The 23,485-nt window shown below is 63.7% G+C and carries 15 protein-coding genes; 9 read left to right on the forward strand and 6 right to left on the reverse strand.

Annotated elements, in window-relative coordinates:
* Positions 1-83: 83 nt before the first annotated feature.
* The 5 genes from IAE33_RS00005 to IAE33_RS00025 all read right to left on the reverse strand — a co-directional run bounded on the left by IAE33_RS00005 (position 84) and on the right by IAE33_RS00025 (position 6,794).
* Positions 84-1,670: an aldehyde dehydrogenase (NADP(+)) gene (locus IAE33_RS00005; protein ID WP_201161586.1), complete on the reverse strand. Its 1,587-nt coding sequence runs from the start codon at positions 1,668-1,670 to the stop codon at positions 84-86.
* A gap of 23 nt (positions 1,671-1,693) precedes the next feature.
* Positions 1,694-3,247 (reverse strand): galactarate dehydratase, encoded by a 1,554-nt coding sequence (garD, locus tag IAE33_RS00010; protein ID WP_201161587.1) that lies wholly within the window; start codon positions 3,245-3,247, stop codon positions 1,694-1,696.
* A gap of 78 nt (positions 3,248-3,325) precedes the next feature.
* Entirely contained in the window at positions 3,326-4,690 is a 1,365-nt protein-coding gene (locus tag IAE33_RS00015; protein WP_028633814.1) for an MFS transporter, read from the reverse strand.
* A gap of 101 nt (positions 4,691-4,791) precedes the next feature.
* Positions 4,792-5,703, reverse strand: coding sequence for a 5-dehydro-4-deoxyglucarate dehydratase (gene kdgD / locus IAE33_RS00020; protein ID WP_201161588.1), 912 nt, complete (start codon positions 5,701-5,703; stop codon positions 4,792-4,794).
* A 281-nt stretch (positions 5,704-5,984) separates the two neighbouring features.
* Positions 5,985-6,794 (reverse strand): gamma-glutamyl-gamma-aminobutyrate hydrolase family protein, encoded by an 810-nt coding sequence (locus IAE33_RS00025; RefSeq protein ID WP_028633816.1) that lies wholly within the window; start codon positions 6,792-6,794, stop codon positions 5,985-5,987.
* Positions 6,795-7,166: 372 nt separating this feature from the next.
* On the opposite strand from IAE33_RS00025, the gene IAE33_RS00030 reads away from it, so the two are divergent.
* From IAE33_RS00030 to IAE33_RS00070, 9 genes are all read left to right on the forward strand, one after another.
* Positions 7,167-8,192, forward strand: coding sequence for an Ldh family oxidoreductase (locus IAE33_RS00030; RefSeq protein ID WP_201161589.1), 1,026 nt, complete (start codon positions 7,167-7,169; stop codon positions 8,190-8,192).
* A gap of 146 nt (positions 8,193-8,338) precedes the next feature.
* The gene (locus IAE33_RS00035; protein ID WP_201161590.1) at positions 8,339-9,535 is read left to right on the forward strand and encodes an amino acid aminotransferase; all 1,197 of its coding nucleotides are present in this window, start codon (positions 8,339-8,341) and stop codon (positions 9,533-9,535) included.
* A 209-nt stretch (positions 9,536-9,744) separates the two neighbouring features.
* On the forward strand, positions 9,745-11,025 hold the full coding sequence (locus tag IAE33_RS00040; protein WP_028633819.1) for a serine/threonine transporter: 1,281 nt from the start codon (positions 9,745-9,747) through the stop codon (positions 11,023-11,025).
* 164 nt (positions 11,026-11,189) lie between these two features.
* Complete coding sequence (gene tpx, locus IAE33_RS00045) at positions 11,190-11,690, forward strand: thiol peroxidase (RefSeq protein ID WP_201161591.1); 501 nt, start codon at positions 11,190-11,192, stop codon at positions 11,688-11,690.
* Positions 11,691-11,911: 221 nt separating this feature from the next.
* Complete coding sequence (locus IAE33_RS00050; protein ID WP_201161592.1) at positions 11,912-13,177, forward strand: MdtA/MuxA family multidrug efflux RND transporter periplasmic adaptor subunit; 1,266 nt, start codon at positions 11,912-11,914, stop codon at positions 13,175-13,177.
* Positions 13,174-16,269 (forward strand): MdtB/MuxB family multidrug efflux RND transporter permease subunit, encoded by a 3,096-nt coding sequence (locus IAE33_RS00055; RefSeq protein ID WP_201161593.1) that lies wholly within the window; start codon positions 13,174-13,176, stop codon positions 16,267-16,269. Before IAE33_RS00050 ends, IAE33_RS00055 begins: the two co-directional genes overlap by 4 nt.
* 31 nt (positions 16,270-16,300) lie before the next feature.
* The gene (locus IAE33_RS00060) at positions 16,301-19,408 is read left to right on the forward strand and encodes an efflux RND transporter permease subunit (RefSeq protein WP_201161594.1); all 3,108 of its coding nucleotides are present in this window, start codon (positions 16,301-16,303) and stop codon (positions 19,406-19,408) included.
* Positions 19,405-20,892, forward strand: a complete 1,488-nt coding sequence (locus IAE33_RS00065) for an efflux transporter outer membrane subunit (protein ID WP_201161595.1) — start codon at positions 19,405-19,407, stop codon at positions 20,890-20,892. The genes IAE33_RS00060 and IAE33_RS00065 overlap by 4 nt, the downstream gene beginning before the upstream one ends.
* A gap of 109 nt (positions 20,893-21,001) precedes the next feature.
* Positions 21,002-23,089 carry a putative bifunctional diguanylate cyclase/phosphodiesterase gene (locus IAE33_RS00070; RefSeq protein WP_201161596.1) on the forward strand — a complete coding sequence of 696 codons (2,088 nt, stop codon included), beginning with the start codon at positions 21,002-21,004 and terminating at the stop codon, positions 23,087-23,089.
* On the opposite strand, the gene IAE33_RS00075 is transcribed toward IAE33_RS00070, so the two are convergent.
* Positions 23,086-23,346 (reverse strand): DUF1652 domain-containing protein, encoded by a 261-nt coding sequence (locus IAE33_RS00075; RefSeq protein WP_028633826.1) that lies wholly within the window; start codon positions 23,344-23,346, stop codon positions 23,086-23,088. The two genes, IAE33_RS00070 and IAE33_RS00075, sit on opposite strands and share 4 nt — an antisense overlap.
* Positions 23,347-23,485 lie beyond the last annotated feature (139 nt).

A 23,485-nucleotide genomic window follows, 5' to 3' on the forward strand; every position in this document is an offset into this window, starting at 1 on the left:
GGAGCGAGCGCAGCTCGCGATGCGCCGCGCGGGCGGCGCTCGATCTCACAGACGCAATTTCACCCGCTTCCCAACAGCCTCACCTATTGCTCAAGACCTACCTCACACCACTCCCCATTCACCAGCCGACGCAACCCCAGCGGGTTGTCGTCACGCAGCGCCTCGGGCAGCAGCGCCTGCGGATAGTTCTGGTAGCACACCGGCCGCAGAAACCGGTCGATTGCCAAGGTCCCCACAGACGTACCCCGAGCATCCGAGGTGGCCGGGTATGGCCCACCGTGCACCATGGCGTCGCAGACTTCGACGCCGGTGGGGTAGCCGTTGACCAGAATGCGCCCGACCTTTTCCTCAAGTAGCGGCACCAGCCAGGCAAACGCGGCAAAATCCTCTGGCTCGCCGATCAACGTCGCGGTCAACTGACCCCGCAGGCCCTGTAGGGCACTGCGCAACTGCTCATTGTCACGCGCCTCTACCGCCACCGTCGTCGGGCCGAACACTTCTTCCTGCAGCAGCGGGTCCGCCTCCACCAGCAGGCCGGCTTCGGCCTTGAACAACTGCGCCCACGCCTGGTTGCCCGCCTGCGGCTGGCCGGCCAGGTGTTCGATACCGGCATGGGCGTGAAGGTGTTCCAGGCCACTGACGTAACTGCGCAAGCCCCCGGCATTGAGCATGGTCTGGCCGGCCTGTTGCTGAAGGTGGCCGCCAAGGTCCGCAAGCAGCTGGCTGTAGGCAGGCGATTGCAGGCCTATCACCAACCCCGGGTTGGTACAGAACTGCCCAGCCCCCATGCACACCGACCCGGCCAGCTCGCGCGCAATGGCTTCGCCACGCTTGGCCAGCGCACCCGGCAGGATGATCACCGGGTTGATGCTGGACATCTCGGCAAACACCGGGATCGGTTGCGGGCGTTCGGCGGCCATGCGACACAGGGCATCGCCACCCTTGAGCGAGCCGGTGAAGCCCACCGCCTGAATGGCCGGGTGCTTGACCAGCGGTTCACCCACGCCAGCCCCGAACACCATGTTGAACACGCCCTTGGGCATACCGGTGCGGGCCGCCGCGCGCTCAATGGCGCAGCCGACCAGGTCGGCAGTGGCCATATGGCCGCTGTGCGCCTTGAACACCACAGGGCAGCCTGCCGCGAGCGCAGCGGCCGTGTCACCCCCCGCGGTAGAGAAAGCCAGCGGGAAGTTGCTGGCGCCAAATACGGCTACAGGGCCTACGCCAATGCGCATCTGCCGCAAGTCCACGCGCGGCAGTGGCTGGCGATCCGGCAGGGCCAGGTCGATGCGCGCGCCTAGAAAGTCGCCCCGGCGCAGCACTTGGGCAAACAGGCGCATCTGCCCGCTGGTGCGGCCCCGCTCGCCCTGGATGCGGGCAGGCGGTAACGCCGTTTCACGGCACACGATGGCGACGAAGGCGTCATCCAGCGCGTCCAGCTCTGCGGCGATGGCGTCGAGAAATTCGGCGCGGCGGGCAGGCGCCAGCTGGCGGAACGTTACGAATGCGGCCTGTGCGGCCTTGGCCGCCTGGTCCACTTCGGCGTCCGTGGCCTGGGCGAAGCTGTAGGGCAGGGGCTCGCCCGTTGTGGCGTCCAGGCTTTGCAGACGCTGTAGGCCGGCGGCGCTGCGCTGCCCGGCGATGAAGTTGTGGCCAAGAATGTCCGGCATCTGGAACTCCTAGAGGGGAAGGGTCAGGTAATGGGTGCGGGGTTGAACAGGGTGATGTCGTTGTGCAGGCGGTGCCGTTCAGCCCAGGTGCGCTTGCGCCCGCTGGCGACGTCCAGGTAGTAGTGGAACAGCTCCCAGCCCAGCGCTTCGATGCTGCTGCGCCCCGTGGCGATGCGCCCGGCGTCGATGTCGATCAGGTCCGGCCAGCGCTGCGCCAGCTCGGTGCGGGTGCACACCTTCACCACCGGCGCCATCGCCAGGCCATAGGGAGTGCCGCGGCCTGTGGTGAATACGTGCAGGTTCATGCCGGCGGCCAGTTGCAGGGTGCCGCAGACAAAGTCACTGGCTGGGGTGGCGCAGAAGATCAGCCCCTTGCCATTGACGCGTTCACCGGGGCCAAGCACCCCCTGGATCGCGCCGCTGCCAGACTTGACGATCGAGCCGAGTGCTTTCTCGACGATATTCGACAAGCCACCTTTCTTGTTGCCCGGTGTGGTGTTGGCGCTGCGGTCGGCTGCCCCCTGTTGCAGGTAGCGGTCATACCAGTCCATTTCGCGCACCAGGGCATCGGCAACCTGAGGGTCTTGGGCCCGGGAAGTCAGCATGTAGATCGCGTCACGTACCTCGGTCACCTCCGAAAACAGCACGGTGGCACCGGCCCGTACCAGCAGGTCTGCCGCGTAGCCTAGCGCCGGGTTGGCGGTGATGCCCGAGAATGCATCACTGCCACCGCACTGCATGCCCAGGATCAACTCACTGGCCGGTACAGCCTGGCGCCGGCGTTGGTCGAGTTTTTTCAGGCGGATTTCGGCCAGCGCCATGATCTGCTCGATCATTTCGGTAAAGCCCAGGCTTGCGTCCTGCAGGCGGTACAGCCAGGGTTCGCTCAGGTCGACGGAAGGGTCGTTGTCGTGCATCACCTGCCCGGCCTGGAGCTTTTCACACCCCAGGCTGATGACCAGCGCTTCGCCACCCAGGTTGGGGTTGCGCGCAAGGTTGCGCACCGTGCGGATCGGGATGTAGGCATCGCGGGCATTGATCGCCACGCCGCAGCCGTAGCTGTGGGTGAGGGCGACCACGTCGTCCACGTTGGGGTAGCGGGGCAGCAACTCGTCGCGGATACGCTTCACCGCATGCTCCAGCACCCCGGTGACGCACTGCACGGTGGTGGTGATGCCGAGGATGTTACGGGTGCCTACCGTGCCGTCGGCGTTGCGGTAGCCTTCGAAGGTATAACCTTCCAGGGGCGGCTGCGGCTGGGGTACGGCGTCGCAGCGGGGCAGGCTGGCCAGCTCGGGCGCGGCCGGCATGGCCAGCTGGCTTTCCTGCACCCAGCTACCCTGGCGCAGGTCCTCCAGGGCATAGCCAATGACCTGGCCATAGCGCCTCACCGCGTCGCCCCGGGCAATCGGCACGGTGGCCACCTTGTGGCTCTGCGGCACGGCTTCGACCAGGGTCAGGCCATCGGCAAAGCGTGCGCCTTCGCCCAGGCCACCGTCGTTGACCACCACCACGACATTGTCGTCGTCGTGCAGGCGCACGTAGCGGGGCGATTCAGAGTGTTCGATCAGCTGCATGTTCGGGCCCTACTGTTCAGGTTCTCAGGCTTTTGTACATCCGCCCGCGCCGGCATTGGCCGGCCCGGGCGTGTTCGCTCAGTGCGGCGGGCTGGCCAGTTGCGGATTGGCCGCAGGCTCTGGGCGTGGCTTGGGTGGGTCTTCGCGCAGCTCGATGCGCTTGATGGGGCCGACGATCACCAGGTAGCTGAATACCGCCACCAGTGCATTGGCCCCCACGTACACCAGTGCCCACTTGAACGAGCCGGTGGCGCTGATGATGTAGCCGATAACGATGGGGGTGGTGATCGAAGCGATGTTGCCAAACGTGTTGAACAGCCCGCCAGACAGCCCGGCGATCTGCTTGGGCGAGGTGTCGGCCACCACCGCCCAGCCCAGTGCACCAATGCCTTTGCCGAAGAAGGCGAGGGTCATGAAGCCCACCACCATCCATTCGGCGTCAACGTAGTTGCAGAACACCATGGTGGTCGACAGCAGCAGGCCACAGACGATGGGCAATTTGCGTGAAAAGGTGAGCGAGTTGCCGCGGCGCAACAGCCAGTCCGAGATTACCCCGCCCAGTACCCCGCCAATGAAGCCGCAGATAGCCGGTAACGACGCGATGAAGCCCGCCTTCAGAATGGTCATGCCGCGCTCCTGCACCAGGTACACCGGGAACCAGGTCAGGAAGAAGTAAGTGATGGCGTTGATGCAGTACTGGCCCAGGTACACGCCCAGCAGCATGCGGCTGGTGAGCAGTTGCTTTACGTAACCCCATTTAGGCCCGTCATTGCCACGCTTCTGGTCCATGTCCACCAGGCCGCCGTTCTGCTCGATGTGCTCCAGTTCGGCAGGGCTGATACGCGGGTGCTGGCGCGGGTTGTAGATGGTCTTGAGCCACACCATGGAGAACACGATACCCAGGGCACCCATGACCACGAACACGTGCTCCCAGCCGAAACTGAATACGATCCAGCCCATCAACGGCGCGAACAGTGCAGTGGCAAAATACTGCGCCGAGTTGAAGATCGCCGAGGCGGTGCCTCGTTCCTGGGTCGGGAACCAGGCCGCGACGATCCGCGCATTGCCCGGAAACGACGGCGCCTCGGCAAAACCGACCAGAAAGCGCAGGGTGAACAGGGTGACAACGGCCCAGGCCACCGGCAAGCCGCCGACAAACCCCTGCAGCAGGGTAAACAGTGACCAGGTGAAGATACTGAACGCATAGACGTTCTTCGAGCCGAAGCGGTCCAGCAGCCACCCCCCCGGGATCTGCCCGGCCACGTAGGCCCAGCCGAATGCGGAGAAAATATAACCCAGGGTAACGGCGTCGATGCCGAGGTCTTTCTGCAGGCTGGAGCCTGCGATGGCAATGGTGGCGCGGTCTGCGTAATTGATCGTGGTCACCAGAAACAGCATGAACAGGATCAGGTAGCGCACATGCGTCTTTTTAGTCGCTTGCATGCAGTTGTACTCCCACTAATTATTGTTGTGCGGGGTATTGAGATGTAGCCGGAGCGAGGTGTGCTCACTCCGGGTGCGGCGGAGGCAGGCCGCTAACGGGGTTACTGTGGTCCCATCTTGTCCATCAAGGCTGCCAGCATTTCATACTCGTCGGCGCTCAGGTCGGTCAGCGGTGTACGCACCGGGCCTGCGTCGTAACCGGCAATACGGGCGCCTGCCTTGACGATGCTCACGGCATAGCCGGCCTTGCGGTTGCGGATGTCCAGGTAAGGCAGGAAGAAGTCGTCGATCAGCCTGGCCACGGTGGCGTGATCTTCGCGGGCGATGGCGTGGTAGAAGTCCATCGCGGTTTTGGGGATGAAGTTGAACACCGCCGATGAATAAACCGGTACGCCCAGCGCCTTATAGGCCGCGGCGTACACCTCGGCGGTCGGCAGGCCGCCGAGGTAGCTGAAACGCTCGCCCAGGCGGCGGCGAATCGACACCATCAACTCGATATCACCCAGGCCGTCCTTGTAACCGATCAGGTTGGGGCAACGCTCGGCCAGTTGCTCGAGCAGTGTGGCGTTGAGGCGGCAGACGTTGCGGTTATAGACCACCACGCCGATGTTGACCGATTTGCACACGGCTTCGACATGGGCGGCTACCCCATCCTGACTGGCTTCGGTGAGGTAGTGCGGCAGCAACAGCAGGCCCTTGGCCCCCAGGCGCTCGGCTTCCTGTGCGTATTCAATCGCCTGGCGGGTGGCACCACCGACGCCGGCCAGAATAGGTACCGACGTTGCGCAGGTGTCCACGGCAGTTTTGATGACCTGGCTGTATTCACTGGCCGCCAGGGAGAAGAATTCGCCCGTACCACCCGCAGCGAACAGCGCGCTGGCGCCATAGGGCGCCAGCCATTCCAGGCGTTTGACATAGCCGGCCTGGTTGAAGTCGCCATGGGCATTGAAGTCGGTGACGGGGAAGGAGAGCAAGCCGTGGGAGAGGATGGATTTCAGTTCTTGTGGGTTCATTGTTATTGGCATCCAGACGCTTGGGTGAAAGAGGTGCTGTTTGTGAGAGGTAAGTTATCGTACAACCTAAACGATGACCAGTCCTTCTTTTAGATTTTCTCAGGCGGGGAGTGCGCGTCTTTTAGAACGCTCAGTGGACATGCGCTGGATGGGCGGGAGTAATTGGATACGCGGGTTCACCTGTGGTCAGGTGATCGTATGTCTATCAGCGTGGCAGCGAATCAAACGAACGGGGCGGCATTGCGCCGCCCCATGGTCATGTCCGAGCAGGATGCAAGTGCTCAGGCAGCCTGCTGACGCTTGCCCTGAGCTTTGCGTACCTGGGCGCGGCATGCATCACCGAACGCCTGGAAGATCTTGATCGAATCAGGGTTTTTCGCCGCCTGCCATTCCGGGTGCCATTGCACGGCGAACAGGAAGGGCGACAGGCTCGGTGCATGGATGGCCTCCACCAGGCCGTCTTCAGCCTGGGCAATGGCCTCTATACCCTCACCCAAATTGCGCAGGCCCTGGCCGTGCAGAGAGTTCACGCGAATTTCATCGGTGCCCAAGGTGTGCTGCAGCCAGCTGCCTGGCTGAATCTTCACCCCGTGTACCTGGGCGTATTGCACTTCAACCGGGTCTTCCGGGTTTTCCCGGTGATCGTTGAAACCAGGTTCTGCGTACACCTTCTGGTAGATGTCCCCACCCAGGGCAACGTTGATTTCCTGCATGCCGCGGCAGATACCGAAGATGGGCAGCCCGCGCTTGATGGCGGCTTTGACCAGGGGGATATCGAACAGGTCACGGTTCGGGTCCTGGCCTTTCCCCGGTGTTTCGTTCTGCTGGCCATACAGCGCCGGGTCGATGTTGCTGCCCGCGCCAGTCAGATAGACGCCGTCGGCCATGTCCAGGTAGGTGTCCAGGGCATCGGTACCGCAGCAGGTAGGTACCAGCACAGGGACGCAGCCTGCAAACTCAACCAGCGGGGTGATGTATTTATGGGTCATGACCTGGTAGTCATGGCCTTTGCGCTCTTGGGTACCCATGGTCATCAGGACGACGGGCTTGCGCAGGGAGGGTTGCTTGTTGCCAATGTTGCTGTTGGACATATGTCACCTTGGGACAGGCTGAACCTGTCGTTGTTGTGCAGGCGCACAGCGCGGGGCCTTGGGTGCAGCCTGTGGCCCCGAGCACTGCCGGCTCGTCATGGGCGACGATGCCGGTCGGGGCCTGTGGCTAGAGTGCCAGAGCCGTTCAATATGTCAAACGACCGATAAGGCGCATACCGCCCGTAATCGCGGGTCCAAGCGGTGTGAAAACGATCTAAACCCTGTGCCTGTGAGGGTTTTCCAGCTACGGAGGTCAATAATATTTAACGATGCAGTCGGCTCATTGCAGCCATGCAAAGAAGCCTGCCTGTGCATTGACCCACGCGCTGCGCCGCGCCAGCATGGCCTGACAATACCCACCAGGAGGTTCTGATGTCCGCACCCTCAGGCGGCGCCGTTGCGCGCATTCCGTTTACCGAGCTGCAGGCACTGCTGCAGGGCATTTTCGAGCGCCATGGGTGCAGCCAGGCGGTGGCGCAAGTACTGGCCAGCAACTGCGCCAGCGCCCAGCGTGATGGCGCCCATAGCCATGGCATCTTCCGCATGCCCGGCTACGTATCGACCCTGGCCAGCGGCTGGGTGAACGGCCGCGCCACGCCTCAGGTCAGCGACCTGGCGGCTGGGTACGTCAGCGTCGACGCCGGGGGCGGCTTCGCGCAACCGGCGCTTGCCGCTGCGCGGGAACTGCTGGTGAAAAAAGCGCAGACGGCCGGTATCGCCGTGCTTGCCATCCACAACTCCCACCATTTTGCAGCGCTGTGGCCTGATGTAGAGCCGTTCGCCGAACAGGGCCTGATCGCCCTGAGCGTGGTCAACAGCATGACCTGCGTGGTGCCCCATGGCGGGCGCAAGCCGCTGTTCGGCACCAACCCCATCGCGTTCGCCGCGCCCTGCGCGGGGCACCCGCCGATCGTCTTCGACATGGCCACCAGCGCCATGGCCCATGGTGATATCCAGCTTGCCGCCGCCGCAGCGCAGCCGTTGGCCGCGGGGATCGGCGTAGACAGCCAGGGCGACCCTACAACCGATGCCAAGGCAGTACTGAACGGGGGCGCCTTGCTGCCCTTTGGTGAGCACAAGGGCTCGGCCCTGTCGATGATGGTGGAGTTGCTCGCTGCGGGCCTGACCGGTGGGCATTTTTCGTGGGAATTCGACTGGGCACAGCATCCGGGCGCCAAGACCCCTTGGACTGGCCAGTTGATTATCGTCATCAACCCAGGCCTGGGCGCAGGCCGACCGTTTGCCGAGCGCAGCCGGGTGCTGGTGGAGCAGATGCAGGCGGCGGGCTTGACGCGCATGCCGGGCGAGCGGCGCTACCGTGAGCGCGAGGTGGCCGAGCGGGAAGGGGTGGCCATGACCAAGCAGGAGTTGCAGGGGCTGAAAGCCCTGCTTGGCTGACCCGGCCACCTCGCGGGCGAAAGCGCAGCGATAACATGCAGGGGTGCACACACAACCGTGCACGATAGTGGATGTTCCTGAGCACGCACTCCGGGTATGCTCAGGCCTGCCTTTTCGAACTGTCCTGATCCAAGGAGCTGCACGCTGTGTTCAAACATGTCGATGCCTACGCCGGCGACCCGATCCTCTCGTTGATGGAAACCTTCAAGGCCGACCCCCGCGCCGACAAGGTCAACCTGAGCATTGGCCTTTATTACGACGAGGCCGGCGTGGTGCCGCAGCTGGCTGCCGTGGATGCCGTCGAAAAACGCCTGGCCGGGCAGGACCACGAAGCATCGCTGTACCTGCCCATGGAAGGCCTGGCCAGCTATCGCCAGGCGATCCAGACACTGCTGTTCGGTGCCGACCACCCGGCGGTCACGGGCGGGCGCGTGGCTACCGTGCAGACGGTCGGGGGCTCCGGTGCACTGAAGGTTGGCGCGGACTTCCTCAAGCGCTATTTCCCTGAGGCTGAAGTGTGGGTCAGCAACCCTACCTGGGACAACCACCGCGCCATTTTCGAGGGTGCAGGCTTCAAGGTGAACAGCTACCCGTATTTCGACCAGAACACCCGCGGCGTCGATTTCGACGGCATGCTGGCCACCCTTCAGGGCCTGCCGGCCCACAGCGTCGTACTGCTGCACCCGTGCTGCCACAACCCGACCGGTGCCGACCTCGACCAGCGCCAATGGCAGCAGGTGGTTGAAGTGGTCAAGGCGCGGCAACTGATCGCGTTTCTCGACATTGCCTACCAAGGCTTTGCCGAAGGCCTGGTAGAAGACGCCCACGCCATGCGTGAAATGGCCAGCGCCGGTGTACCGTGCCTGGTCAGCAATTCGTTTTCGAAGATCTTCTCGCTGTATGGCGAGCGCGTAGGCGGGCTGTCGGTGGTTTGCGAAGACCAGGCCACCGCCCAGCGCGTGCTTGGCCAGCTCAAGGCCACTGTTCGCCGCAACTATTCCAGCCCGCCCAGCTTCGGCGCCCAACTGGTGGCCGGTGTGCTCGGTGATGCCGCGCTCAATGCCCAGTGGGTGGCCGAAGTAGAGGTCATGCGCAAGCGTATCCTCGACATGCGTCAGGCCCTGGTGGATGCCTTGGCCGTGCTGTTGCCCGGCCAGGACTTCCAGTTCTTCTTGCGTCAGCGTGGCATGTTCAGTTACACCGGCTTCAGCGTCGAGCAGGTACGAAGGCTGCGTGACGAGTTCGGTGTCTACCTGATCGACAGCGGCCGCGTGTGCATGTCTGGCCTGCGCCCGGCGAACCTGCAGCGCGTTGCCGAGGCGTTTGCTGCTGTGCAGAAGTAACGTTGCGGCGGGCGGCTCTGAAGTCTGCACGATCAGAGCCGCTCGCTACTGCGCTTGTACAGACAAGTGCAACCGCCCCTCCGAAAAAGGCTTCGCAAGTGCAACCTTTCAGTGCACAATCGCGCCCCTCTTTTCCGGTTGAGTTGGGCGGAGCCGACATTTCGCCATTCTCAGCCTGTTACAGTCTTGCGAGTGGAGCTTCACCCGGAATGAATGAGCAGGCCCAAGGCGTTCAGCAACGCCATGCAGAATCGACCGCCGCCACTCTTGGCAACTGGTCGCGTCACGACACTACCTGGATGCTGGGCCTGTTCGGCACAGCCATTGGCGCCGGAACCCTGTTCCTGCCCATCAATGCCGGTTTGGGCGGCTTCTGGCCGTTGCTGGTGCTGGCCGCACTGGCCTTCCCGATGACCTATTATGCCCACCGCGGGCTGACCCGTTTCGTGCTGTCCGGGCGCAACGGCGGGGACATCACCGAGGTGGTCGAAGAACACTTCGGGATCAAGGCCGGTGCCTTGATCACCGTGCTGTACTTCTTCGCCATTTTCCCCATCCTGCTCATCTACAGCGTTGCCCTGACCAACACCGTCAGCAGCTTCATGGAGCACCAACTGCACATGGCGCCGCCGCCCCGCGCCGTGCTCTCGCTGGTGCTGATCCTTGGCCTGCTGGCGATCGTGCGCTGCGGCGAGCAAGCCACGGTGCGCATCATGAGCCTGCTGGTGTACCCCTTCATCGTCGCCCTGGCGCTGCTGGGCCTGTACCTGGTGCCGCACTGGACGGGCGGCATCCTCGACAGCGCCCACCAGGTGCCGAGCGGGTCGGCGTTCTTGCACACCGTTTGGCTGGCTATACCGGTGATGGTGTTCTCGTTCAACCATTCACCGATCATCTCGGCCTTCGCCGTCGACCAGAAGCGCCGTTACGGTGAGCATGCCGACGCCCGCAGCGGCCAGATCCTGGCACGTGCCCACCTGCTGATGGTGGCGATGGTGCTGTTCTTCGTGTTCAGCTGCGTACTAACCCTCGACAGCGCACAGTTGGCCGAAGCCAAGGCCCAGAACCTGTCGATTTTGTCGTACCTGGCCAACCACTTCAGCAACCCGACCATTGCGTTCGCGGCACCACTGATTGCCTTCATTGCCATCGCCAAGTCGTTCCTGGGGCACTACATCGGCGCCAGCGAAGGCCTGAAAGGCATCTTCGCCAAGTCGGGTGCGCGCCTGGGCAGCAAGGCGCTGGACCGTGTGGTGGCCGCACTGATGCTGGTGGTGTGCTGGATCGTTGCCACGCTCAACCCGAGCATTCTCGGCATGATCGAGTCGTGGGGCGGCCCGGTGATCGCCGTGCTGCTGTTCCTGATGCCGATGTACGCCATCCGCCGCGTGCCTTCCATGCGCAAGTACAGTGGGGCGTTGTCCAACGTGTTTGTCACGGTCATCGGCCTGGTGGCGCTGACCTCGGTTGTGTACGGCCTGCTGGGCTAACCAGTACGCTGTAACCGTGCCTGGGCTGCTACAAGCGGCCCGGGCATTTTTTTGCCCGTACCCTTTGTGCGGCTATCGAACATTTTCAAGCCAACCCATAGGCACTCGGCTGCCTTCATGCTTAACTCACTGTCCTTTACACACCCTCCACAAAGGATTTCGTCATGGCTCAAGTGACTCTCAAAGGCAACCCGGTCCAGGTCAACGGCAACCTGCCACAAACTGGTGCCCAGGCGCCGGCGTTCTCCCTGGTCGGCGAAGGCCTGGCTGACAAGTCGCTGAAAGACTACGCTGGCCAGCGCAAGGTGCTGAACATCTTCCCAAGCGTTGACACGCCAACCTGCGCGACCTCGGTGCGCAAGTTCAACGCGCAGGCCAATGACCTGAACAACACCGTTGTGCTGTGCATCTCCGCCGACCTGCCATTCGCCCAGGCGCGCTTCTGCGGTGCCGAGGGCCTGGAAAACGTGAAGAACCTGTCGACCTTGCGTGGCCGCGAGTTCCTCGAGCAGTACGGCGTAGCCATCGCTGACGGCCCGCTGGCCGGCTTGGCCGCCCGCGCTGTGGTGGTGCTGGATGAAAACGACAAGGTGCTGCACAGCGAGCTGGTTGCCGAAATCGGCAACGAACCCAACTACGAGGCCGCTCTGGCTGCCCTGAAGTAAGGGGGCAGGGCAGGGTGGCTGCGCTTGTGCTGCCACCCTGCGCCACACGCAATACCCTGTAACGGCCCGGACCGCTTTCCGGGCCGTTTTCATTTAAAGTTCAGGGCCTTGCCAACGTCAGGCAAAGGTAAACCTCTGGTAAAGGCCCTTTGCTTAGTCGTCGATAGTGCTTATCGTTCACCCTCTCCAAGTCGTCACTCCGAACAAGGCTCGTTCAACCCATGCAAGCGCCCAAATCCCGCTCCTCCCGTCGCTGGCTCGTCGGCCTGCTGATCGTGTTGCTGATCGCAGCCCTGGCCTGGTGGCTCTGGCCAGCCTCGAGCGCGCCCGGTAAAGACGCCGGTCGGCAGGGCGGGCGCCCTGGCTTCGGTGGTTCCAGCGACCCGGTACCGGTACGTGTCGAACCCGTCAAGGTGGGTGATTTCCCGCTGTACTACAAAGCGTTGGGCACGGTTACGGCCACTAATACGGTCAACGTGCGCAGCCGCGTGGCCGGGGAACTGGTGAAGATTCACTTCAAGGAAGGGCAGCACGTCAAGGCAGGCGACCTGCTGGCCGAGATCGACCCACGCCCCTACCGCATTGCCCTGCAACAAGCCGAAGGTACGCTGGCGCAAAACCAGGCCCAGTTGCAGAACGCCCAGGTTGACCTGGCCCGCTACAAGGGCCTGTTCGCCGAGGACAGCATCGCCAAGCAGACGCTCGATACCGCCCAGGCACAAGTGGCGCAGTTTCAGGGCTTGGTCAAGACCAACCAGGCGCAGGTCAATGACGCTCGGCTGAACCTCGACTTCACCCAGATTCGTGCGCCCATCAGTGGTCGCGTCGGCCTGCGCCAGCTCGACCTCGGCAACCTGGTGGCGGCCAACGACTCCACCGCGCTGGTCATCATCACCCAGACTGAGCCGATCAACGTCGCGTTCACCTTGCCTGAAACCGAGCTGGGCACGGTGCTGGAACGCTACCGCAGCGGTGCCAGCCTGCCCGTGGAGGCTTGGGACCGCGGTGACAGCAAGCTGCAGGCTACCGGTGTGCTGGGCAGCATCGACAACCAGATCGACACCACCACTGGCACCTTGAAGTTCAAGGGCCGCTTCGAGAACAAGGACATGGCCCTGTTCCCCAACCAGTTCGTCAACGTGCGCTTGCTGGCCGACACACTCAAGCAAGTGGTAATGGCGCCTGCCGCGGCCATTCAGTTTGGCACCGACGGCACGTTTGCCTATGTGGTCAATGCCGAGAACACCGTGAACATCCGCAAGCTGAAAGTGGGCCCCAGCGACGGGGAGAACAGCGTGGTGCTCGAAGGCCTCGCCGCCGGGGACCGGTTGGTGCTGGAGGGCACCGACCGCCTGCGTGAAGGCACCAAGGTGGAAGTGGTTGACGACAGTTCCCAGGTACCGGCCACGCCTGGCCAGCACCTGCAGGGCCAGGACACCAAGGGTTCGGCGCAGTCCGCTGACACGGCAGGCAAGGCGGGCGCATGAACCTCTCGCGCCTGTTCATCCTGCGGCCGGTCGCCACCACCCTGAGCATGCTGGCCATCGTGCTGGCCGGTTTGATTGCCTACCGCCTGCTGCCGGTGTCTGCCTTGCCGCAAGTGGATTACCCCACCATCAGGGTCATGACGCTGTACCCTGGCGCCAGCCCACAGGTGATGACCAGCGCGGTCACCGCACCGCTGGAACGGCAGTTCGGCCAGATGCCGGGCCTTGAGCAAATGGCGTCGACCAGCTCCGGTGGCGCTTCGGTGCTTACCCTGCGCTTCAACCTGGACATGAACATGGACGTCGCCGAGCAACAGGTGCAGGCGGCCATCAACGCGGCCAGCAACCTGCTGCCGAGCGACCTGCCGGCACCGCCGGTGTACAACAAGGTCAACCCCGCCGACACCCCGGTGCTGACCCTGGCCATTTCCAGCAAGACCATGCCGCTGCCCAAGCTGAACGACCTGGTCGATACCCGCGTCGCGCAAAAGCTGGCGCAGATCAGCGGGGTGGGCATGGTGAGCATCGCCGGGGGCCAGCGCCAGGCCGTGCGCATCAAGGTCAACGTCGATGCCTTGGCTGCCAACGGGCTCAACCTGGAAGACGTGCGCACCCTCATTGGTGCCTCCAACGTCAACCAGCCCAAAGGCAACTTTGACGGCCCTACGCGGGTGTCCATGCTCGACGCCAACGACCAGCTGCGCTCGCCTGCCGAATACGCCAACCTTATCCTCACGTACAAGAACGGCGCGCCCCTGCGCCTGAAAGACGTCGCCGAAATCGTCGACGGCGCCGAAAACGAGCGCCTGGCCGCCTGGGCCAACGAAAACCACGCAGTGCTGCTGAACATTCAGCGCCAGCCCGGTGCCAACGTGATCGAGGTGGTGGACCGCATCAAGAGCCTGCTGCCGTCGATCACCGACAACCTGCCTGCCGGCCTGGACGTGTCGGTGCTCACCGACCGCACCCAGACCATCCGCGCCGCCGTGCGCGACGTGCAGCATGAGCTGCTGATCGCCATTGCCCTGGTGGTGATGGTGACGTTCCTGTTCCTGCGCCGGGTCAGCGCAACCCTCATCCCGTCGATTGCAGTGCCGTTGTCGTTGGTCGGCACCTTCGGGGTCATGTACCTGGCAGGGTTCTCGGTGAACAACCTCACCCTGATGGCCCTGACCATCGCCACCGGCTTTGTGGTGGATGATGCCATCGTCATGCTGGAGAACATTTCCCGGCACATCGAAGAAGGCGAAACGCCGATGCAGGCGGCCCTGAAGGGTGCCCGGCAGATCGGCTTCACCCTCATTTCCCTGACCTTCTCGCTGATTGCCGTGCTTATCCCGCTGCTGTTCATGGCCGATGTGGTGGGCCGCCTGTTCCGGGAATTCGCCATCACCCTGGCAGTGGCGATCCTGATTTCCCTGGTGGTGTCGCTAACCCTCACCCCGATGATGTGCGCACGGCTGCTGAAGCGCGAGCCCACGCCCGAGGAGCAGGGGCGCTTTTACCGTGCCAGCGGCGCCTGGATCGACTGGCTGATCAAGCACTACGGCAACGCCCTGCAATGGGTGCTCAAGCGCCAGCCGCTGACCCTGCTGGTGGCCGTGGCCAGCCTGGCGCTCACCGTGATCCTGTACATGGTGGTGCCCAAGGGCTTCTTCCCGGTGCAGGACACCGGCGTTATCCAGGGCATCTCCGAGGCACCGCAGTCCACCTCGTTCGCCGCCATGAGCGAGCGTCAGCAAGCCTTGAGCCGGGTCATCCTGCAGGACCCTGCGGTGCAGAGCCTGTCGTCCTACATTGGCGTGGATGGCGACAACGCCACCCTCAACAGCGGCCGCTTGCTGATCAACCTCAAGCCCCACGGTGACCGTGACGTCACCGCCAGCGAGGTGATCAGCCGCCTGCAGCCCCAACTCGACAAGCTGGTGGGCATCCGCCTGTTCATGCAGCCGGTGCAGGACCTGAGCATCGAGGACCGGGTTAGCCGTACCCAGTACCAGTTCACCCTGTCTTCACCGGATGCCGACCTGCTGGGCCAGTGGAGCGGCAAGCTGGTGCAGGCCTTGCAGCAACGCCCGGAGCTGGCCGACGTGGCCAGCGACCTGCAGGACCAGGGGCTGCAGGTGTACCTGGTCATAGACCGGGACCTGGCCAGCCGCCTGGGCGTAAGCGTGTCGCAGATCACCAACGCGCTGTATGACGCTTTCGGCCAGCGGCAGATCTCCACCATCTACACCCAGGCCAGCCAGTATCGGGTGGTGTTGCAGGCTGAGAACGCAGCGGTGATCGGCCCGCAGGCCCTGGAGTCGATTCACGTGAAGGCCAGCGAGGGTGGCCAGGTGCGGCTCTCGGCGCTGGCGCGCATCGAGCAGCGCCAGGCACAGCTGGCCATTTCCCATATCGGCCAGTTCCCGGCGGTGACCCTGTCGTTCAACCTGGCCCATGGCGCCTCGCTAGGCGAAGCGGTGCAGGTGATCGAGCAGGTGCAACAGGCCATCGGCATGCCCTTGGGCGTGCAAACCCGTTTCCAGGGCGCCGCGCAGGCGTTCCAGGCTTCGCTGTCCAGCACTTTGCTGCTGATTCTGGCGGCGGTGGTGACCATGTACATCGTGCTGGGCGTGCTGTACGAAAGTTACATCCACCCGGTGACCATTCTTTCAACCTTGCCCTCGGCGGCAGTTGGGGCCCTGTTGGCCTTGCTGATCAGTGGCAATGACCTGGGCATGATTGCCATCATCGGTATCATCCTGCTGATCGGGATCGTCAAGAAAAACGCCATCATGATGATCGACTTTGCCCTGGAGGCCGAGCGGCATCAAGGCATGGCCCCGCGCGACGCTATCTATCAAGCGGCGCTGCTGCGTTTCCGGCCCATTCTGATGACCACCCTGGCCGCGCTGTTCGGCGCAGTGCCGCTGATGCTGGCCACAGGCTCCGGTGCCGAATTGCGCCAGCCGCTGGGCCTGGTGATGGTCGGCGGGCTGTTGGTCAGCCAGGTGCTGACACTGTTCACCACGCCAGTCATCTACCTGTACTTCGACCGCCTGGCACGCCGTTTCGGCAGGCAGCGCCCGGTGCAGGAGCCGGCATGAGCGCCCTGACACCAGTGCCCGGGAGTGGCCGATGAACCTGTCTGGTCCTTTCATCCGCCGGCCAGTGGCGACCATGCTGCTGAGCCTGGCCATCATGCTGCTGGGCGCCGTGAGCTTCGGCCTGCTGCCGGTGTCGCCGTTGCCGCAGATGGACTTCCCGGTAATCGTCGTGTCGGCCAACCTGCCCGGTGCCAGCCCGGAGGTCATGGCATCCACGGTCGCGACCCCGCTGGAGCGAAAACTGGGCAGTATCGCGGGCGTCACCACGCTCACCAGCAGCTCCAACCAGGGCTCAACCCGGGTGATCATCGGTTTCGAGCTAGGGCGCGACATCGATGGCGCGGCCCGCGAAGTGCAGGCGGCCATCAACGCCACCCGTAACCTGTTGCCCAGCGGCATGCGCAGCATGCCCACCTACAAGAAGATCAACCCGTCCCAGGCACCGGTGATGGTGTTGTCGCTGACCTCGGATGTGTTGCAGAAAGGCCAGCTGTACGACTTGGCCGACACGATCCTGTCCCAGAGCCTGGCCCAGGTGCCTGGGGTAGGGGAGGTGCAGATTGGCGGCAGCTCGTTGCCGGCCGTGCGTATTTCTGTGGAGCCACAGTTGCTCAGCCAATACGGCCTGTCGCTGGACGAGGTGCGTACTGCGGTCGCCAACGCCAACCAGCGCCGGCCCATGGGCTTCGTCGAGGATGCCGAGCGCAGTTGGCAGGTGCGCGCCAACGACCAGCTGGAGCGTGCGCAGGATTACGGGCCGGTGGTGATCCGCCAGCAGAATGGCACCATCCTGCGGCTGTCCGATGTGGCGACCATCACCGATGGCGTGGAAAACCGCTACAACAGTGGCTTCTTCAACGATCAGAGCGCGGTACTGCTGGTGGTCAACCGCCAGGCCGGGGCGAACATCATCCAGACCGTGGACCAGATAAAGGCGCAACTGCCCGCCTTGCAGTCGCTGCTGCCGGCAAGCGTGCAACTGAACGTGGCCATGGACCGTTCACCGGTGATCAAGGCCACCCTCAAGGAGGCCGAACACACCCTGCTGATTGCCGTGGTGCTGGTGATCCTGGTGGTGTATTTGTTCCTGGGTAGCCTGCGCGCTTCGCTGATCCCTAGCCTGGCGGTGCCGGTGTCCCTGGTAGGTACCTTCGCGGTGATGTACCTGTGTGGGTTCTCGCTCAACAACCTGTCACTGATGGCGCTGATTCTGGCCACTGGTCTGGTGGTGGACGATGCCATCGTGGTGCTGGAGAACATTTCCCGCCACATCGAGGGCGGCCAGCCACCGATGAAGGCGGCATTCCTGGGTGCCAAGGAAGTCGGCTTCACGCTGCTGTCGATGAACGTGTCGCTGGTGGCCGTGTTCGTGTCCATCCTGTTCATGGGTGGCATCGTGCGCAACCTGTTCCAGGAGTTCTCGATCACCCTGGCAGCGGCGATCATGGTCTCGCTGCTGGTGTCGCTGACCCTCACCCCCATGCTCTGCGCCCGCTGGCTCAAGCCGCACCAGGCCGAGCAAACCCGCCTGCAGCGCTGGAGCGATGCGGTGCACCAGCGCATGGTCGGCGCCTACGACCGTAGCCTGGGTTGGGCCCTGCGCCATCGCCGCCTGACCTTGCTCAGCCTGCTGGCCACCATCGGCGTGAACATCGCGCTGTACGTGGTGGTGCCCAAGACCCTTATGCCGCAACAGGACACCGGTCAGCTGATGGGCTTCATCCGTGGGGACGACGGCCTGTCGTTCAGCGTGATGCAGCCAAAGATGGAAACCTACCGCCGCGCCTTGCTCGCCGACCCGGCGGTGCAGAGCGTGGCCGGCTTTATCGGCGGCAACAGTGGCACCAACAACGCCATGGTACTGGTGCGCCTGAAGCCCATCGGCGAGCGTAAGCTCGATGCGCAGAAGGTCATCGAGCGGCTGCGCAAGGAAATGCCCAAGGTACCGGGCGGGCGGTTGTTCCTGATGGCCGACCAGGACCTGCAACTGGGCGGCGGTGGCAGGGACCAGAGCTCTTCCCAGTACCTGTATACCCTGCAGAGTGGCGACCTGGCCGCCCTGCGCCTGTGGTTCCCGAAGGTCGTCGCGGCGCTGCGCGCCTTGCCTGAACTGACGGCTATCGACGCCCGCGACGGTGCTGGCACCCAGCAGGTGACCCTGGTGGTCGACCGGGACCAGGCCAAGCGCCTTGGCATCGACATGCAGATGGTCACCACGGTGCTGAACAACGCCTATAGCCAGCGGCAGATCTCGACCATCTACGACAGCCTCAACCAGTACCAGGTGGTGCTGGAAATAAACCCCAAGTATGCCTGGGACCCCAGCACGCTGGAGCAGGTGCAGGTCATCACTGCAGACGGCGCGCGGGTGCCGCTGTCGACCATCGCCCATTACGAGAACAGCCTGGCCAACGACCGTGTCAGCCACGAAGACCAGTTCGCTTCCGAGGACATCGCCTTCGACGTGGCCGAAGGGTTCAGCCCCGACCAGGCACTGTCCGCCGTGGAGCGTGCAGTAGCGAAACTGGGCTTGCCAGAGGGTGTGATCGCCAAGCTGGGTGGCACGGCTGATGCCTTCGCCAAAACCCAGCAAGGCCAGCCGTTCATGATTCTCGGTGCACTGGTGCTGGTGTATCTGGTGCTGGGCATTCTCTACGAAAGCTACATTCACCCGCTGACGATTCTGTCGACCTTGCCGTCGGCCGGCGTCGGCGCGCTGCTGGCGCTGTACCTGACCGGTGGCGAGTTCAGCCTGATCTCGCTGCTGGGGTTGTTCCTGCTGATCGGCGTGGTGAAAAAGAACGCCATCCTGATGATCGACCTGGCGCTGCAACTGGAGCGGCACCAGGGCCTGTCGCCCGAAGAGTCGATCCGCCGGGCCTGCCTGCTGCGCCTGCGGCCAATCCTCATGACTACGCTGGCCGCCATACTCGGTGCGCTGCCGTTGCTGCTGAGCCAGGCCGAAGGTGCGGAAATGCGCCAGCCCCTGGGGCTGACCATCATCGGCGGCCTGGTGTTCAGCCAGATTCTGACCCTTTACACGACGCCGGTGGTCTACCTGTACCTGGACCGCCTGCGCCACCGCTTCAACCGTTGGCGCGGTGTGCGCACCGACGCGGCACTGGAAACCCCGCTATGACTTTTGCCAAGACTCCACTGCACCGTGCCTTGCAGGTGCTGACCCGAGGGCGCGGCTCGCGCCTGCTGGGTGCCGCATTCAGCGTGGCGCTGCTCAGCGCCTGCACCCTGGCGCCCGACTATCATCGCCCTGAGCTTGCCGGCACTGCGCAATTCAAGCACGCCGACGGCTGGACCCTTGCCAAGCCTGGCGATGCCATCGCCCGGGGCGCCTGGTGGGAGATCTACGGCGACACCCGGCTGAATGCGCTGGTGGCGGAACTCAACAGCAATAACCAGAGCGTCGCCCAGGCCGAAGCCCAGTATCGCCAGGCCCAGGCGTTGGTGCGCAGCAGCCGCGCCGGCTTGTTCCCCAGCCTGAACCTGAGCGTTAACAAAAACCGCTCGGCCCAGGGCACCGGCAGTTCCAGTTCCAGCTTGTCTACCAACAGCAGCGGCATCCGCAATACCTACAACGCCCAGTTGGGCGTCAGTTGGGAGATCGACCTGTGGGGCAAGCTGCGCGAAACGCTCAATGCCAACGAAGCCAGCGCCGAAGCCAGCCTGGCTGACCTTGCGGCCATGCGCCTGAGCCAGCAGTCCGAGCTGGTGCAGAACTACCTGCAACTGCGGGTGATCGATGAACAGAAACGCTTGCTGGAGGCCACCGTCGCCGCCTACGAGCGGTCGCTGCGCATGAACCAGAACCAGTACCGTGCTGGTATTGCCGGCCCCGATGCGGTGGCCCAGGCGCGTACCCAGCTCAAGAGCACTCAGGCCGACCTGATCGACCTGGCGTGGCAGCGTGCCCAGTTCGAGAACGCCATCGCTGTGTTGCTGGGCAAGACGCCAGCGCAGTTTGCCTTGGCCGATAGCAAGGACATCCCGGCCTTGCCGCAGATACCCGTGGCGTTGCCGTCACAGCTGCTCGAAAGGCGCCCCGACATCGCAGCCGCCGAGCGCAACGTGATGGCGGCCAACGCCAATATCGGTGTTTCTCGCGCCGCGTACTTCCCAGACCTGAGCCTGAGCATGAATGGCGGTTACTCCAGCAGCAGTTTCAGCAACTGGATCGAATTGCCCAACCGTTACTGGTCCGTTGGCCCGCAACTGGCGCTCACACTGTTCGATGCCGGCAAACGCAGCGCCGAGGTCGACCGTACCGTGGCGGTGTATGACCAGACCGTGGCGCAGTACCGGCAGACGGTGCTGGACGGGTTCAAGGAGGTGGAAAACCTGCTGGTGCAGTTGAAGGTGTACGGTGACGAGGCGGTCGTGCGCCAGGAAGCCCTGGAAGCGGCCCGCGAATCCCTGCGCCTGATCGAGAACCAGTACCGCGCGGGGCTGATCGGCTACCTGGATGTGGTCAACGTGCAGGCTACCGCCCTGAGCAACGAACGCAGCGCGCTCAACCTGCTGCAAGGGCGCCTGGTGGCCAGTGTGCAACTGGTGGCAGCACTGGGCGGCGGCTGGCAGGCGCAGCAGGCGTTCAGCGAGCAGGAATGACCCACCGGGCGGCCCATTTTCGTTAGCAAAAACCCCGTGCGTTTCGCCAAAGCTTGAGTACAATCGTCAGCTTTTTCCGGGCCGCCCCGGCCCGTCTCCGGAAACTCAAATGCTGACCGCTAGCTATTCCTCTTCGCTGGTGTTGATTTCGCTGTGCGTGGCAATCCTGGCGTCCTATACCGCCCTTGACCTCACCGGCCGCATCGCCACGGCCAAAGGCCGTGCGGCTGCCGTGTGGACGGTGGGCGGCGCGCTGGCCATGGGGACCGGGGTGTGGTCCATGCATTTTGTGGGCATGCTTGCCCTGAGCCTTCCGGTCGACCTGGGGTATGACCTGCCCCTGACCGCGCTGTCGCTGCTGATTGCAGTGCTGTCCTCAGGCTTTGCCCTGTGGCTGGTCAGCCAGCCACGCCTGCCCTGGCTACAGCTGGCGTTTGGGGCGCTGATCATGGGCGGCGGCATTGCCAGCATGCATTACACCGGCATGGCGGCGCTGCGCATGCTGCCGGGGATCGACTACGACCCCTCACTGTTCATGGCATCGCTGCTGATTGCCGTGGTGGCGTCGGCTGCCGCGTTGTGGATCGCCTTCCGGCTGCGCAGGCAAACGCCGTATGTCAGGCAGGTTCGGGGCCTGGCTGCGGTGGTGATGGGCCTGGCGATCGTCGGCATGCACTACACGGGCATGGCCGCGGCAAGTTTCCCGGTGGGTAGCTATTGTGGCGCCTTGCCTGGTGGCCTGCAGGGCGACGGGTTGGTCTACCTGGTATTGATCCCCACCCTGGCTGTGCTGGCGGTCGCCTTGCTGACGTCGGTGCTGGACGCCCGCCTTGAGGTACGTACCGCGGAGCTGGCCAGGTCGCTGACCCTGGCCAACCAGGAGCTTACCCAACTGGCGCTGCACGACACCCTGACTGCGTTGCCCAACCGCAGCCTGTTGGCGGACCGGATCGAGCAGGCGATTGCCAAGGTGGCGGAGCAGGGCGGGTGCTTTGCATTGATGTTCATCGACCTGGACGGTTTCAAACCGGTGAACGATGCCTTTGGCCACCACATTGGCGACTTGTTGCTCAAGGCGGTGGCCGCTCGCCTGCGCGGTCACTTGCACAGCCAGGACACCCTGGCGCGTATCGGCGGCGACGAGTTCGTGCTGCTGGTTGAGCTGCAGACTCCAGCCGATGCCATGGATGTGGCAGTCAAGCAGGTTAACCTGGTGTCCCGACCCTTCCAGGTGGCCGACCACGAGCTGCAATTGTCGGCCAGCCTGGGCATTGTGCTGTACCCAGGCAATGGCCTTGACCAACACGAACTGCTGCGCAATGCGGACGCTGCCATGTACCACGCTAAGAGCGCGGGCAAGAACGGCTACAGTTTTTTCGACGTGTCGATGAACAGCAACGCCCGCCAGCAGTTGCAACTGCTGCAGGACCTGCGCCATGCCGTGGAGCGCCGGCAGTTGCGCCTGCATTATCAGCCCAAGTTCGACGCCAGGGCCTGCCAGCCGATCGGTGCCGAAGCCTTGTTGCGCTGGGAACACCCTCAACACGGCCTGCTGTTGCCCGACCGCTTCATTGGCCTTGCGGAGAAGACCGGGCTGATCTTGCCCATTGGTGAGTGGGTGCTGGATGAGGCCTGCCGGCAGATGTGCCAGTGGTTGAACGAAGGGCATGTCGGCTGGCGTATTGCGGTGAACCTGTCGGCGATCCAGTTCTGCCATGCGGGGTTGGTTGACAGCGTGGCCAGCGCCCTGGCGCGCAACCACCTGCCGGCCAACTGCCTGACCCTGGAAGTGACGGAAACCACCGCAATGCATGACGCTGACGTCAGCCTGGCCGTGCTGCGACGGCTTTCCGAGATGGGGGTAGACCTGTCTATCGACGACTTTGGTACGGGCTACTCCAGTTTGCTGTACCTCAAGCGGCTACCGGCCAACGAATTGAAGATCGACCGTGGCTTTGTTCGTGAACTGGAGCAGGACAGCGAGGATGCGGCCATCGTTTCTGCCATTGTGGCGTTGGGCCAGGCATTAGGCCTGCGCATCGTTGCTGAAGGGGTAGAGACCGGGGGGCAGCAGGCGTTTCTCACGCGCCTGGGCTGTGATTCGCTGCAAGGGTACCTGCTGGGCCAGCCGGTGCCGGCCGAGCAGTTCATGAGCGGTTTGCAGGCCATGGGCCCGGCCCTGGCTGCAGTCGGCTAGCCTGCGTCGCGCAGTGTGAAGGCTGGCTGGAACGCATCGATTTCGGCTTCGACCGCCTCGATGATGCGCTCGACGTCCGCTGCCGCCATGATGGCCGTGCAGGGGATGCCGGCAATGGCCAGCAGTGTTACACCGGTGCCACGGTCGAACAGCCGCGCGACCATGCTGCGAGGCGCATCCATGCTGGCTTCGAAGCCAAGCGGATGGAAGTGCCAGCGCATCACCTGGCAGGCGTTGGGGAACGTCATCTTGTTCATGCCAGCCTCCTTGTCCTTGCCTGGACGATGGTGATGGGCGGCCGCGTCATGCGACCGCTGGGAAGGTAACCATAGCACTTGCACCGAGCGATTCTCGTTCACAAATATGACAAATGTATCAATGGATGACCCAAGTCAC

It is taken from the genome of Pseudomonas sp. S60 (genome assembly GCF_016647865.1).
Lineage (GTDB): Bacteria > Pseudomonadota > Gammaproteobacteria > Pseudomonadales > Pseudomonadaceae > Aquipseudomonas > Aquipseudomonas parafulva.

Bases quoted from the DNA above. Each gene is read 5' to 3' on its own strand.
- IAE33_RS00015 (WP_028633814.1), bottom strand. From the start codon at position 4,690: ATGCAAGCGACTAAAAAGACGCATGTGCGCTACCTGATCCTGTTCATG.
- IAE33_RS00065 (WP_201161595.1), top strand. From the start codon at position 19,405: ATGACTTTTGCCAAGACTCCACTGCACCGTGCCTTGCAGGTGCTGACC.
- IAE33_RS00070 (WP_201161596.1), top strand. From the start codon at position 21,002: ATGCTGACCGCTAGCTATTCCTCTTCGCTGGTGTTGATTTCGCTGTGC.
- IAE33_RS00005 (WP_201161586.1), bottom strand. From the start codon at position 1,670: ATGCCGGACATTCTTGGCCACAACTTCATCGCCGGGCAGCGCAGCGCC.
- IAE33_RS00055 (WP_201161593.1), top strand. From the start codon at position 13,174: ATGAACCTCTCGCGCCTGTTCATCCTGCGGCCGGTCGCCACCACCCTG.
- tpx (WP_201161591.1), top strand. From the start codon at position 11,190: ATGGCTCAAGTGACTCTCAAAGGCAACCCGGTCCAGGTCAACGGCAAC.
- IAE33_RS00030 (WP_201161589.1), top strand. From the start codon at position 7,167: ATGTCCGCACCCTCAGGCGGCGCCGTTGCGCGCATTCCGTTTACCGAG.
- IAE33_RS00025 (WP_028633816.1), bottom strand. From the start codon at position 6,794: ATGTCCAACAGCAACATTGGCAACAAGCAACCCTCCCTGCGCAAGCCC.
- IAE33_RS00075 (WP_028633826.1), bottom strand. From the start codon at position 23,346: ATGAACAAGATGACGTTCCCCAACGCCTGCCAGGTGATGCGCTGGCAC.
- garD (WP_201161587.1), bottom strand. From the start codon at position 3,247: ATGCAGCTGATCGAACACTCTGAATCGCCCCGCTACGTGCGCCTGCAC.
- IAE33_RS00050 (WP_201161592.1), top strand. From the start codon at position 11,912: ATGCAAGCGCCCAAATCCCGCTCCTCCCGTCGCTGGCTCGTCGGCCTG.
- kdgD (WP_201161588.1), bottom strand. From the start codon at position 5,703: ATGAACCCACAAGAACTGAAATCCATCCTCTCCCACGGCTTGCTCTCC.
- IAE33_RS00060 (WP_201161594.1), top strand. From the start codon at position 16,301: ATGAACCTGTCTGGTCCTTTCATCCGCCGGCCAGTGGCGACCATGCTG.
- IAE33_RS00040 (WP_028633819.1), top strand. From the start codon at position 9,745: ATGAATGAGCAGGCCCAAGGCGTTCAGCAACGCCATGCAGAATCGACC.